Below are 12421 nucleotides of genomic sequence, written 5' to 3' on the forward strand. Positions count from 1 at the left end.
CTACCGTCCCGTCCCGCCGTACACGACGGCCTCGTCTTCCGTGGAGTCCAGGTCGAACGCCGTGTGCACCGCGCGGACCGCCTCGTCGAGCGAGTCGGCACGCGTGACCACGGAGATCCGGATCTCCGACGTCGAGATCATCTCGATGTTGACTCCCGCGTCCGACAGCGCGGCGAACAGCCGTGCCGAGACGCCGGGGTGCGACCGCATGCCCGCTCCGATGAGCGAGAGCTTGCCGATGGTGTCGTCGTACTGCAGCGACGCGAAGCCGATGTCCGGCTGGTGCTCGCTGAGCGCCGCCGTGGCGGCCGCGCCGTCCGTGGCGGGCAGCGTGAAGGAGATGTCCGTCAGGCCCGTCGCGGCGACCGAGACGTTCTGCACGATCATGTCGATGTTCACGCCCGCGCTGGCGACGACCTCGAAGATGCGTGCGGCCTTGCCGGGCACGTCGGGCACGCCGACGACCGTGATCTTGGCCTCGCTGCGGTCGTGCGCGACGCCGGCGATGATCGGCTGTTCCACAATCTCTCCTTCAGCGGCGGGCTGGTCGGTCACGAACGTGCCCGTATGAGTGGTGAACGACGAGCGCACGTGGATCGGTACCCCGTACCGGCGCGCGTACTCCACGCAGCGCAGCACCAGCACCTTGGCGCCGCTGGCCGCGAGCTCGAGCATCTCGTCGTAGCTGATCCGGTCGAGCTTGCGCGCGCTGGGCACGATCCGCGGGTCCGCGGTGAACACGCCGTCGACGTCGGTGTAGATCTCGCAGACGTCGGCCTTGAGCGACGCGGCGAGCGCGACCGCCGTGGTGTCCGAGCCGCCGCGCCCGAGCGTGGTCACGTCGTTGGTGGACGGGTTCACGCCCTGGAACCCCGCGACGATCGCGACGGAGCCCCGCGCGACCGTGTCCCGGATCCGGCTGGGCGAGACGTCGATGATCCGCGCCTTGCCGTACGCCTCGTCGGTGATGACCCCGGCCTGCTGCCCGGTGAACGACTTCGCGTCGACGCCGAGGTTGTGGATCGCCATCGCGAGCAGCGACATCGAGATGCGCTCGCCGGCCGTCAGGAGGATGTCCATCTCGCGCTGCGGCGGCAGCGGCGTGACCTGCTGGGCCAGGTCGATGAGCTCGTCCGTGGTGTCGCCCATCGCGCTGACCACCACGACGACGTCGTGGCCGGCGCGCTTCGCCTCGGCGACGCGCTTGGCGACACGCTTGATGCTGCTGGCGTCGGCGACGGAGGAACCGCCGTACTTCTGCACGATCAGGGCCACGGGAGAGCTCTTTCGCGGGCTCGGGACAGGTCCGGGCGAGTGTACGTGCGTGCCCACCAGGTGGGCACCGAGTTTCAGATGGCGGATCGCCCCTGCTCAAGGTGAAGCGTTTGGGGCTCTCCCCGTGCGCCGCGCGGCACACCACGCTGCCAGGGTGCGACGCCCGACCGCAGGGGGCCCGGGCGCGCGACCGAGAGGAACTCCCATGCGCGTCCGCGCCCTGTTCACCGCCGTCGTCGTCGCCGTGCTGGCCGGCGTCGGCACGCTCGTCGGCCTCACCGCCCAGGCCGCCACCGGCTGTCAGGTCGTCTGGACGGCGAACTCCTGGCCAGGCGGCTTCACCGCCGACGTGCGCGTGAGTCCGGGCGAGGCCGCGCACGGCTGGACGCTCACCTGGGCCTTCCCGTCCGGGCAGCGCGTCACGCAGGGGTGGAACGCGAACGTCGTCCAGACCGGGTCGAGCATGACCGCGTCGAATGCGGCCTGGAACGGTGAGATCCCCGCCGGCGGCAGCACGTCGTTCGGGTTCCAGGGCACGTTCAGCGGCACCAACACGGCGCCGACGACCTTCGTGCTCAACGGCGTCACCTGCAACGGCGGAACCCCCACGGCCTCACCGACGACGACGCCAACGTCAACTCCGACCCCGACCCCGACCCCGACTCCTACGGTGACCCCGACCCCGACGCCCACCCCGACTCCGACCGCGACGCCCACGCCCACCCCGTCGCCGACGCCGACGCCGACGCCCACCGTGACGCCGAACCCCGACTGCGGCACCGCCCTCTTCTGCGACGGCCTCGAGTCCCAGACCGGGGCCACCCTGACGAGCCCCTGGACCGTCACGCACCCCGACTGCTCCGGCACCGGCGCCGCGTCGGTCGACAGCACGGTCGCGCACTCGGGCACCCGCTCGCTCAAGGTCGTCGGCACCGCCGGCTACTGCAACCACGTGTTCGCGCAGGCGTCCGCGAACCTGTCGACCCTTCCGCAGTCGTACTACGTGCGCTTCTACGTCCGGCACACCACCGCACAGCCGACCTCGCACACCACCTTCCTCGCGATGAAGGACTCCGCCGACGGCAACCGCGACCTGCGCATGGGAGGGCAGAACGGCGCGCTCCAATGGAACCGCTCGTCCGACGACGCCACGCTGCCGGAGCAGAGCCCGACGGGCGTTGCCCTGAGCACCGCGCTGCCCACCGGTTCGTGGCACTGCGTGGAGCTGCTCGTCGAGGGATCGGGCCGGCTGACCACGTGGCTCGACGGGTCCACGGTCCCCGGCCTGGTCGCCGACGGGACACCGACGCACGACATCGACGGCCAGTGGCTCAACAAGGCGTGGGCACCGCGTCTGACCGACCTGCGGCTCGGCTGGGAGAGCTACGGCGAGGGCAGCGACACCCTCTGGTACGACGACGTCGCCGTCGCCGGCAGCCGCTTGGGCTGCTGACCCGCACCGCACCTGCACACGACCGCGGACGGAACCCGATCACCAACCGAACGTCCGAGGAAGTGAGCGCCAGGGCAGCCAGTTCCTCGGACGCTGCGGGAGGAGCGGGGTCAGCGATTCTCGTCTCGGCAGCTCAGGGCTGGAGCGCGTCGTACTCCGCCTCGGCCGCGACGTCGTCCTCCACGTCCAGACGCAGGTGCGCCAGCATCGTCTGCAAGGTTCGCAGGACGCTCGAGGCGCGCTCGCCCCAGTCGGACAGGTACGAGAACTGCCACCACCACAGGGCCTCGAGCACGCCGCCTGACTCGTAGTGCCGCAGCCCCTGGGCCAGCGCCCCGGCGATCGCGACGAGGTCCCCGGACACGCTCGCCGGCTGCACGTCCACGCCCAGGAGCGGGTCGACGACCTCGGCGTACTCGTCGATGCCCTCGAACACGTTCGCGAGGTTGGCCCGCAGCGGCTCCACGTCCGGGTCCGGTCCGACATCGGGCTCGAACCGCTCCGACGGGACCACGTCGGTCGTCGCCCCCAGCCGCGCGCCCGCCGCGAGCATGTCGCTCACCGCGAGCAGCAGCAACGGCAGCGAGGCGTCCGGGTTGGCTCCCGACGCGACCTCCGTGATCGTCGTCAGGTAGCTGCGTGCCTCGGTCGCGACCGCGTGAGCGATGTCGCGCACATCCGCGTCTGCCGTGGTGCTCATCGGACTCCCCCTAGGCACTGATCCGTCGTCGGCCCTCGAACGCCCGGCCGAGGGTGACCTCGTCGGCGTACTCCAGGTCCCCACCCACCGGCAGGCCCGACGCCAGCCGGCTGACCGTCAGCCCCATGGGGACCAGCAGCCGCGCCAGGTACGTGGCGGTCGCCTCGCCCTCGACGTTCGGGTCCGTGGCCAGGATGACCTCGGTGACCGTGCCGTCGGCGAGGCGCGTCATCAGGCCGGCGATCCGGAGGTCGTCCGGGCCGACGCCCGCGATCGGGTTGATGGCCCCGCCGAGCACGTGGTACTTGCCGCGGAACTCCCGGGTGCGCTCGATGGCGACGACGTCCTTGGACTCCTCGACCACGCAGATCGACGTCGGCGAGCGGCGCGGGTCCCGGCAGATGCGGCACTGCGGCTCCTGCGCGACGTTGCCGCAGATCTCGCAGAACCGGACCCGCAGCTTCACCTCCGTCAGCGCGTCGGACAGCCGGCGGACATCCGCCGGATCCGCGGACAGGATGTGGAAAGCGATGCGCTGGGCGCTCTTCGGGCCGACCCCGGGCAGTCGCCCGAGCTCGTCGATCAGGTCCTGGACCGCGCCCTCGTACACACCGTCAGCCTACGGGGTGGTTGTCGTCCCATCGTCGGACGCCACCAGCTCCACCTCGAAGCCGTCGCCGTTCTCCAGGTACGCCGCGTAGTGCTCCGGGCCGCCCGCGTACGGGTGCCGGTCCGGGAACAGGAGCGACCAGCCGTGCCCCGGCGCCGCCACGACGAGGGCGTCGAGCTCCGACCTGCTCCCCGCCCACAGCGCGAGGTGGTTCAGACCGGGGCGCAGCCGGTCGTGCGGTGCCGCGGTCACGTCCGGTCCCGACTCGATCACCACGTACGGCCAGGTCCCGCGCCACCAGCTCACGCCGTCCGGCCACCGGTCCCGAACCTCGTAGCCCAGCCGCGCGAGCAGCCAGCCCCAGCTGCGCTCCGCCGCAGGCAGGTCCGCCACCCAGATCTCCAGGTGGTGCAGGCCGCCCGGCCGCCCGCTCACGACGTGCCGTCGTCCAGCTGCTCGTCGATGACCGTGCCGCCGAGCATCTGCGCGACCAGGGGCGCGCCGATCAGGCTCGACGTCGTGATGTCGGGGTCGTCGGGCGACGGGTCGTCCGGGACGTTCGGGTTCGACCGCGACGCCGACTCGCGCGCGGCGGCCATCCCCCGCTCCCGCGCCGTCCCCGGTGCCGGTGGGGCGATGTCCTGCGGCGGTGCGTCCGGGACCGCCGGCTCGCCGGGCTCGTCGTCGGGCGGCTCCGGCATCGGGGGCTCGTCGTCCCAGGACGCCGCCGCCTCCGCCGGGGTCACGGCCCGCGGGTTGCCGCGGTCCTCGGCGGCAGGTCGCGACGCAGCCGGTGCCGGGGCGGGCGCCACGGTCGCCTGCTCGGCGAGGATGCCCTCGACCCGCACGTCGAACCCGAGCGTCTCCCGGACCGCCCGCGCGACGACGTCCGCGTGCGCCCCGTTGCGGAACGTGGTCGCGAGCGCCGGGTTGTCGAACGCGACCTTCAGCGTCGTGGCGTCGAGCTCCGCCACCTGCGCGTTGCGCGGGTCGATGAGCGCCCACGTGACACGGCGCAGACCCTTGACGGTCTCGAGGACCTCGGGCCAGCGGCGACGCAGCACCTCGGTGTCGGGTCCACCGGTCGCGCGTGCGGGTGCGGGGGCGGCGGACGGCTGGTCCGCGGGCCGCTGCGGGGCGTCGGGTGCGACCTCGGGCGGCTGGATCACGGGCGTGGACGACGCAGGCGCGGCCTCGGTCGTGCGGGAGGCGGCCGTCGGGGAGGGCTCGACGACGTCCCACGGCGGGCTGTCGTCGGTGGCGCCCGACGCGGCGGTAGGACGGGCCTCGGCGGCCTCGTCCTGTGCACGCGGCGCACTCGTCGGCGCACCACCGTCGGTCGGAGGCTGCGCGGGCGCGGCCGGACGCTGGTCGGACACCGGCTCCGGGCTCGCAGCGGTGCCGGCCGACGGCGACGCGGCGGGCTCGGCAGCGTCGTGCGGTGTGACGGGCGAGGCACCCGCGACAGGCCGGGCGGCTGCGTGCGGTGCGGCGGGCGAGGCAGCGGCACCTCCTTGCGGTGCGACGGCAGGCGCGGCGGCAGGCGGCGCGGCGGCAGGCGGCGCGGCGGCCTGCGGCGTGACAGGCGGGCCGGCGACCGGCACCCGGACCCCGGGCGCCCCGTCGGCGGGCAGCCCGCGCTCCAGCCGGTCGAGGCGGGCGCCGAAGCCGGAGCGCGAGTCCTCGACCGCGGGCAGCAGGAGCCGCGCCATGAGCAGCTCGAGGTGCAGGCGGGGCGACGTCGCACCCGTCATCTCGGTGAGCGCGGCGTTGCAGAGGTCGGCGGACCGCGACAGCTCGGAGGCACCCAGGTGGCGGGCCTGCAGGCGCATGCGGTCGAGCTGGTCGGTGGGCACGTCGCGCAGGGCGGCGTCGGCGGCGTCGCCGGAGGCCGCGATGACGATGAGGTCGCGCAGCCGTTCCAGCAGGTCCTCGACGAAGCGGCGCGGCTCGTGGCCGGTCGAGATCACGCGCTCGACCACCCGGAAGGCGGAGGCTCCGTCGCGGGCGGCGATCGCCTCGGTCAGGTCGTCGAGCAGGGAGGCCTGGGTGTACCCGAGGAGGGCGGCGGCGCCCTCGTACCCGAGCTCGCCCCCGCCGGAGCCGGCGATGAGCTGGTCGAGCACCGAGAGGGTGTCCCGCACGGATCCCCCGCCCGCGCGCACCACGAGCGGGAGCACGCCGGATGCGACCGGCACACGCTCGCTGTCGCACAGCTGCTGCAGGTACGGCACGAGCACGTCGGGCGGGACCAGCCGGAACGGGTAGTGGTGGGTGCGCGAGCGGATGGTGCCGATGACCTTGTCCGGCTCCGTCGTCGCGAAGATGAACTTGATGTGCGGCGGCGGCTCCTCGACGATCTTCAGCAGCGCGTTGAAGCCCTGGTTGGAGACCATGTGGGCCTCGTCGAGGATGAACACCTTGTAGCGGTCCCGCGCGGGCGCGAACGTGGCGCGTTCCCGCAGCTCACGGGCGTCGTCGACACCACCGTGGCTGGCGGCGTCGATCTCCACCACGTCCAGGCTGCCGGGCCCGCCGCGCGCCAGCTCGACGCACGACTCGCACACGTCGCACGGGGTGTCGGTCGGGTTCTCCTCGGTGTTCTGCGCGCAGTTGAGGATGCGCGCGAGGATCCGCGCGGAGGTCGTCTTGCCGCAGCCGCGCGGCCCGGAGAACAGGTACGCGTGGTTGACCTGGCCGCTGCGCAGCGCCTGCCGCAGCGGAGCCGTGACGTGGTCCTGGCCGATCACCTCGGCGAAGTTCTCGGGCCGGTAGCGGCGGTACAGGGCTGTCGTCACGCCACGAACCCTAGACGCCTGCGCCGACACAGGGCGCCCCTCGTCCCGGGTCTCCCCCGGACGGTGGCTACGGGACGTCGACCGGGGGTGGCGGAGGTGCGACCTCGTGCGCCGCCTCCCCTGGCGACCCGCCGCGCCTGCGTCGGGCGCGGAACCGGAGCCACACGACGACCAGACCGACCAGCCCCACCAGGACCAGCAACGGTGCCAGGATCGCGGCGAACGACAGCCCGACGCTCGTCGCGTCCTCGACGGTGCTCGCCACGGGTGCCCCGGCGCCGAGCGTCGCGACGTTGACGACGGGTCGCACGGTGGCCTTCGCCCCGTGCACGACGAGGGCCAGGACGATCCCGAGGACGACCGGGACCCACTGGCCGGACTCGACGAACGCTGCGGGATCCGTGACGACGGTGGTCTGCGAGCTCGAGCCCGCACTGAACGCGATACCCCCCGCGACGGGCCGCACGACCGTCTGCACGATGTCGTTGACGGTGTCGACGCCGGGGATCTTGTCGGCGACGACCTCGAGCGCCAGGAGCACGGCGAGCACCGCCAGGACCCAGCCGTTCGCGAGCCACTCCCACCCGGCAGGAGGGTTGATGAGGTCCGTCCACCGCGCGAGCGCGCCGATGACCAGCAGCGGGATGTACGCGTTGAGACCTGCCGCGGTGGCCAGGCCGGTGCCGGTGAGCGCCTCGAGCATGCGGTCAGCATCCCACCGTGGGTCAGGCGCCGAGGGCCGCGATCGCGGTGAGCACCCCCTCGGGGTCGTACCGGCGCTTGGCGGCGAGCAGACGGTCGGCGTTCGTACCGAACCCGAGCCGTGCGCGTTCCGCGTCGGCAGGCCCGAGGATGTTCGGGTAGCCACCGGGCAACGCCCCGGGTGCGAGAGCCGTCGCGACCCGTTCGACCCAGGCACGGTTCGGCTCGGCCTCGGCGGGAGGACGCCACGCGGCGATCACCTCCGCGAGCACGTGCTCCCGGCGCAGCGCGAACGCGGTCGCGTCGGGGGCGATCCGGGTCGCGGCGCCGTGGAAGTGGTGCAGGGCGAGCAGCGAGGACGACGACGGCCAGGTCGAGGCGGCCTCGGCGAGCACCTCGATCGCGTCGTCGGTCAGCGTCGGGAGCCAGCGGGTGCCGAGCGCGTAGTGCTGGCCCGGCTGGGCACCGGCCTCGAACATCCGGATGAGCTCGGGGTACGGCATCGGGCCGACGCCCCCGGCGACCGGCGTGCCGAGCCGCAGCAGCGGCGCCACCGCGGCCTCACCGGCGTCGAGGTCCCCGCTCCACGTCGGCGCGACGAACACGGCGGCCTGGCCCGTGGGCCCGCCGACGAACCCCGCCATGACCGTGAGCTCGTCGGGGGCGGTGGCGATCAGGTCGCGGTACCCCCGCAGGACCTGGACGGCCTGCTCGAGCGGGAACAGGACCATGCCGCCGAGCACCGGGCCCAGCGGGTGCAGCCGGTAGCGCGCCGCGGTCACGATCCCGAAGTTCCCGCCGCCGCCGCGCAGCGCCCAGAGCAGCTCGGTGTCGCCGTCGGGTCCCGCGACGACCGCAGTCCCGTCGGGGAGCAGGACGTCGGCCGAGAGCAGGTTGTCGAGCGCGAGCCCGAACCGCCCGGCGAGCCCGCCGTACCCACCGGCGAGCGTCATCCCGGCCATCCCGACCGTCCGCACGACCGCGGTCGCGGTACCCAGGCCGTGCGCCGCCGCCGGGTCCACGACGTCCCCGACGAGCGCGCCGCCCTGCGCCACGGCGACGCCCGCACCCGCGTCGACCTCGACGTCGCGCAGCGCGGACAGGTCGAGCACGACCCCGCCGTCGCCCAGCGCCCGGCCGGCCCAGTCGTGCCCGCCGCCGCGCACCGTGACCGGGGCACCGCTCTCGCGGGCGACGAGCAGCGCCGTCCGCACGTCGTCCGCGTCGGCGCACCGGACCACCACAGCGGGCCGCCGGTCGACCGCGCCGTTCCACACCCGACGGGCGTCGTCGTACCCGTCGTCGCCCTGCCGCCACACCTGCCCACGCACGTGCGCGCGCAACCGGGCGCCCGCCTCGGAGATCTGCGTCATGTCGAGAGGCCCCCTGCCGTGCGACCAGACCGCGACCTCGTTCAGTGCACCGCCGTGCCGCCACGTCGTCAAGGAGCCGACGAGCACCTCGCCCGGACGGGCAACGGGGTCAGTCCGCGCGGACCACCGTGTCCGCGAGCACCGACCGCAGCAGCGGCCGCGAGGTCTCCGTCGCGGCGAACACCAGCGCGCAGCCGCCCGCCAGGAACGCGACGAGCATCAGCGGACCCTGCGGGGAGAGCATGGACTCCACACCGAGCAGCGGGAAGAACATGACGAGGGCCGTGACCGCCGACCCGACCGCGACGAACAGCAGGGGCACCAGCACGACGCGCCGGCGGACGGAGTCGTGCAGCTCCGCGGGCGTCCCGGCCAGGCTCTGCAGGGCGATCTCGCGGCGCCGGTCGAGCACGGAGGCGGCCTGCGCGATGCCCGCGGACACCGCCGCGAGCAGGAACGCGATCACGAGCGTGACCATCGCACCAGTCACCAGGTCGTCCATGAGGATCGCTCCCTGCGGGTCCTGCGAGGTGTCGACCGCGGTGATCGTCGGCAGGATCGAGAGCGCCCCTGCCACGAACCCGGCGAGGCCGAGCCCGCCGACCACCCGCCACACGGCCTTGGGGTCGTCGAGGAGCCGGCGTGCGGCGAGCAGCCGGGCAGGGGTCGACGCACGGCGCAGCTGCGCCTTGCCGACGAGCCCGAGCACCCACGGTCCCACCGCGTTGAGGGTCGCGAAGCCGAGGGCCATCGCCCCGAGGAGGGCAGCGCCGGCCGCGGCTCCGAGCTGGCCCGCGACGGCGCTGATCACCATGAAGATGCCGATCCCGAGGACGGCGACCACCGCTCGCAGCCAGGTCATCTTCTTCGGCGTCTCCCGTCGGGCCACCCCGAGCGGCGACACGCTCACGCGCCGCAGCGACACCGCGCCCGACAGGGCCGCCAGGAGCGGGACCGACACCAGCGCGAGCCCGAGCCCCTGCCACCCGACCCACAGCTCCGCGACGCTGAACGTGGTGCCCTGGAACGGCAGCAGCGCGCAGAGGGGCAGCAGCACCAGGTAGAGCACGATGCCGAGGACCGCGCCGACGAGCCCCTGCCACGCGGTCTCGGCGACGGTCAGCCCGACCACCTCGCGCGGGGTCGCGCCGAGGAGGCGCAGGGTGGCGAGGCGGGCGTCCCGGCGCGCGACACCGAGCCGAGCGGCGGCGCCGGCCAGGGTCAGGAGCGGGACGACGAGGAGGACCACGGCGATCCACGCGAGGATCACGTAGACGCTGGCGTCGTCGGCCTGCCCCTCCGGGACCGGCAGCTCCGCGCGGGACGAGAACCCCAGCAGGCCGCCGACGACGCTGAGCGTGAGCCCGGTGGTGACGGTGAACGCGGTGATCGCGAGACCCGTCGTCACCCGGGCGTCGCGACCCCCCGCCCGCTGGAACCGCGGTGCGAGCGCGAGGACGGCGTTCACCGGGCGGCCTCGGCGTGGCGCACGAGCCCGTCGCGCACCTCGATGCGGCGGTCGCACCAGTCGGCGACCTGCGCGTCGTGGGTCACGACGACGAGCGATGCCCCGGCGGCCTTCGTCGTCTCCGTGAGGATCCGCATGACGTCGTGCCCGGTGCTCTGGTCGAGGGCGCCCGTCGGCTCGTCGGCGAAGACGACCGCGGGGCGGGTGATCAGCGCCCGCGCGACGGCGACGCGCTGCGCCTGCCCGCCGGACAGCTCCCCGGGCCGACGCCCCTCCATGCCGGCGAGCCCCAGCGACCCCAGCCACCGTCCCGCCAGATCGGTGGCCTCCCTCCGCGGGGTGCCCAGGAGCATCGCCGGCAGCGCCACGTTCTCGATCGCGGGGAGCTCCGAGAGCAGCTGGCCGAACTGGAACACGAAGCCGTAGTGCGTGCGGCGCAGGAGCGAGCGCTCGCGGTCGGACAGGCTGCCGACCTCCCGCCCGTCGAGCGCGACCGTGCCGGAGTCGGGCAGCAGGATGCCCGCGAGGCAGTGCAGCAGCGTGGACTTCCCGGAGCCCGACGGTCCCATGACGGCGAGCGACTCCCCGTCGGCGAGGTCGACGTCGACCCCGGCGAGCGCGGTCGTCGTGCCGAAGCGCTTGACCAGGCCGCGGGCGGACAGGCGTGCGGTGGCGGAGTTCATGGTGCCCAGGCTCGCGGGCGGCAACGGCTGCCCGCGTCGGACCCCGGGATCCTTCGTCCCGGCTCGGCGTGCACCCCCAGGGGGACCGGCGTCGGACGATCGGATGACTCTCAGACGACGAGCGCGACGCCGGCGAGCACCACGACGACCGATCCCACGACCGACACCCCCGTGCGGGCGGTCGGCGGGAGCCGCAGCCCGAGCAGCGCGCTGCCGACGGCGAGCAGGAGCTGCCACGCGAGGGAGGCGACGCCGACGCCCACGACGAAGGCAACGACGGCGCCTGCACCGTCGACCTTGACCGCGAGCCCGACCGCGATCGTGGTGAACGTGACGGCGGTGAGCGGGTTGACGGCCGTCAGCGCGACGAACCGACGGTAGGTGCGCGGCGCCGACATCGACCGGTCCTGCCCCGGGTCGGGCGCGGCTCTGCGGGTCGCGGCGACGAGCCCGACGATCCCGATCGCGACGAGGACCGCGGCGCTGACCCCGCGCACGAGGGCGGCGTGGTCGCCGACGACCCGGCTCACGGGGGTCCCGACGACGACCGCGACGACCGCGTACAGGAGGTCGACCGTCGCGATCCCGCATGCGGCCGCGACCGCCACCCGGACGCCGTCGACCAGCCCGCTGCGCAGGAGCAGGACGCCGACCGGGCCGAGGGGCATCGCCACGGACAGCCCGGCGAGCAGCCCGAGGACGAACGCAGGAGACATGCTCCCAGCGTGGGCGATCCCACCCCAAGCCTCTGCGGAAATCACTGCGCGGCTGAGATGATCGCCGGATGGATGCCATCGACGACGCAATCCTGCGCGAGCTGACCGAGAATGCGCGGATCTCCTACAGCGACCTCGGCGAGCGCGTCGGCCTGAGCGCCAACGCCGCCGCCAACCGCGTCCGCCGCCTGCTCGACGACGGCACCATCCGTGGGTTCACCGTCGTGACCGCGTCGTCGCCACCCGCCCGCCCCGGCACCGGGCTGGAGGTCTTCGTCGAGGTGCGCCTGGCCGACGGGACCACGAACGAGTCGTTCACCGCCGCGCTCGTCGGCTTCCCGCAGGTGCTCGACGCCGTGCACGTCACCGGCTCGTACGACTACCTGCTGCACGCCGTCGTCGCGGACCCGGCGGCGCTCGACCTGTTCGTCCGGCGGCTCAAGCGGGAGGCCGGCGCTGGCCAGACGTTCACGAGGCTCGCCCTGCGGGCATAGATCTGCGGGCATAGAAAGGACCCCCCGCACACCCGCCAGAGCTCACCTGCCCTTGCTGCCTTCCGGCCCTGGGGGAGTTCAGCGAGATGACGCCGCACGAGGGGTCGGGGAAAAGCCTAACCCAGCGCGCGCCCTCGTTCACACGCCGG

Annotated in this window: 12 protein-coding genes and 1 other RNA gene; 2 read left to right on the forward strand and 11 right to left on the reverse strand. The window is 73.9% G+C overall.

Annotation, left to right across the window (positions count from 1 at the left end; all coding sequences use genetic code 11):
- Positions 1-1275 (reverse strand): aspartate kinase, encoded by a 1275-nt coding sequence (locus ACXJKF_RS01490; protein ID WP_456785969.1) that lies wholly within the window; start codon positions 1273-1275, stop codon positions 1-3.
- A gap of 205 nt (positions 1276-1480) precedes the next feature.
- Here ACXJKF_RS01490 and ACXJKF_RS01495 point away from each other — a divergent pair, with 205 nt between their 5' ends.
- Positions 1481-2728: a cellulose-binding domain-containing protein gene (locus tag ACXJKF_RS01495; protein ID WP_456785970.1), complete on the forward strand. Its 1248-nt coding sequence runs from the start codon at positions 1481-1483 to the stop codon at positions 2726-2728.
- 133 nt (positions 2729-2861) lie between these two features.
- Here ACXJKF_RS01495 and ACXJKF_RS01500 read toward each other — a convergent pair whose 3' ends face one another.
- The 9 genes from ACXJKF_RS01500 to ACXJKF_RS01540 form a co-directional block, all read right to left on the reverse strand.
- Positions 2862-3428: a DUF5063 domain-containing protein gene (locus ACXJKF_RS01500; RefSeq protein WP_456785971.1), complete on the reverse strand. Its 567-nt coding sequence runs from the start codon at positions 3426-3428 to the stop codon at positions 2862-2864.
- 10 nt (positions 3429-3438) lie between these two features.
- On the reverse strand, positions 3439-4038 hold the full coding sequence (recR, locus tag ACXJKF_RS01505) for a recombination mediator RecR (protein ID WP_146846750.1): 600 nt from the start codon (positions 4036-4038) through the stop codon (positions 3439-3441).
- Positions 4039-4047: 9 nt separating this feature from the next.
- Positions 4048-4473 (reverse strand): VOC family protein, encoded by a 426-nt coding sequence (locus tag ACXJKF_RS01510; RefSeq protein WP_456785972.1) that lies wholly within the window; start codon positions 4471-4473, stop codon positions 4048-4050.
- Entirely contained in the window at positions 4470-6836 is a 2367-nt protein-coding gene (locus ACXJKF_RS01515) for a DNA polymerase III subunit gamma and tau (RefSeq protein ID WP_456785973.1), read from the reverse strand. Before ACXJKF_RS01515 ends, ACXJKF_RS01510 begins: the two co-directional genes overlap by 4 nt.
- Positions 6837-6903: 67 nt before the next feature.
- Positions 6904-7539, reverse strand: coding sequence for a DUF4126 domain-containing protein (locus ACXJKF_RS01520; RefSeq protein WP_456785974.1), 636 nt, complete (start codon positions 7537-7539; stop codon positions 6904-6906).
- A gap of 22 nt (positions 7540-7561) precedes the next feature.
- Positions 7562-8911, reverse strand: coding sequence for an FAD-binding oxidoreductase (locus ACXJKF_RS01525; RefSeq protein ID WP_456785975.1), 1350 nt, complete (start codon positions 8909-8911; stop codon positions 7562-7564).
- Between the two features lie 109 nt (positions 8912-9020).
- The gene (locus tag ACXJKF_RS01530) at positions 9021-10379 is read right to left on the reverse strand and encodes an FtsX-like permease family protein (protein WP_456785976.1); all 1359 of its coding nucleotides are present in this window, start codon (positions 10377-10379) and stop codon (positions 9021-9023) included.
- Positions 10376-11062 (reverse strand): ABC transporter ATP-binding protein, encoded by a 687-nt coding sequence (locus ACXJKF_RS01535; RefSeq protein ID WP_456785977.1) that lies wholly within the window; start codon positions 11060-11062, stop codon positions 10376-10378. Before ACXJKF_RS01535 ends, ACXJKF_RS01530 begins: the two co-directional genes overlap by 4 nt.
- Positions 11063-11172: 110 nt before the next feature.
- Positions 11173-11778: a LysE family transporter gene (locus tag ACXJKF_RS01540; protein ID WP_456785978.1), complete on the reverse strand. Its 606-nt coding sequence runs from the start codon at positions 11776-11778 to the stop codon at positions 11173-11175.
- A 68-nt stretch (positions 11779-11846) separates the two neighbouring features.
- Between ACXJKF_RS01540 and ACXJKF_RS01545 the strand changes: the two genes are divergently transcribed.
- Entirely contained in the window at positions 11847-12272 is a 426-nt protein-coding gene (locus ACXJKF_RS01545; RefSeq protein ID WP_456785979.1) for an Lrp/AsnC family transcriptional regulator, read from the forward strand.
- A gap of 12 nt (positions 12273-12284) precedes the next feature.
- Here the strand turns inward: ACXJKF_RS01545 and ffs are convergent.
- Positions 12285-12381: signal recognition particle sRNA small type (gene ffs / locus ACXJKF_RS01550), an RNA gene on the reverse strand.
- Positions 12382-12421 lie beyond the last annotated feature (40 nt).

It is taken from the genome of Cellulomonas sp. P5_C5 (genome assembly GCF_054049655.1).

Excerpts from the sequence above, each read along its gene's own strand:
- ACXJKF_RS01495 (WP_456785970.1), top strand. The coding sequence starts at position 1,481 with ATGCGCGTCCGCGCCCTGTTCACCGCCGTCGTCGTCGCCGTGCTGGCC.
- ACXJKF_RS01500 (WP_456785971.1), bottom strand. The coding sequence starts at position 3,428 with ATGAGCACCACGGCAGACGCGGATGTGCGCGACATCGCTCACGCGGTC.
- ACXJKF_RS01520 (WP_456785974.1), bottom strand. The coding sequence starts at position 7,539 with ATGCTCGAGGCGCTCACCGGCACCGGCCTGGCCACCGCGGCAGGTCTC.
- ACXJKF_RS01525 (WP_456785975.1), bottom strand. The coding sequence starts at position 8,911 with ATGACGCAGATCTCCGAGGCGGGCGCCCGGTTGCGCGCGCACGTGCGT.
- ACXJKF_RS01535 (WP_456785977.1), bottom strand. The coding sequence starts at position 11,062 with ATGAACTCCGCCACCGCACGCCTGTCCGCCCGCGGCCTGGTCAAGCGC.
- ACXJKF_RS01540 (WP_456785978.1), bottom strand. The coding sequence starts at position 11,778 with ATGTCTCCTGCGTTCGTCCTCGGGCTGCTCGCCGGGCTGTCCGTGGCG.
- ACXJKF_RS01545 (WP_456785979.1), top strand. The coding sequence starts at position 11,847 with ATGGATGCCATCGACGACGCAATCCTGCGCGAGCTGACCGAGAATGCG.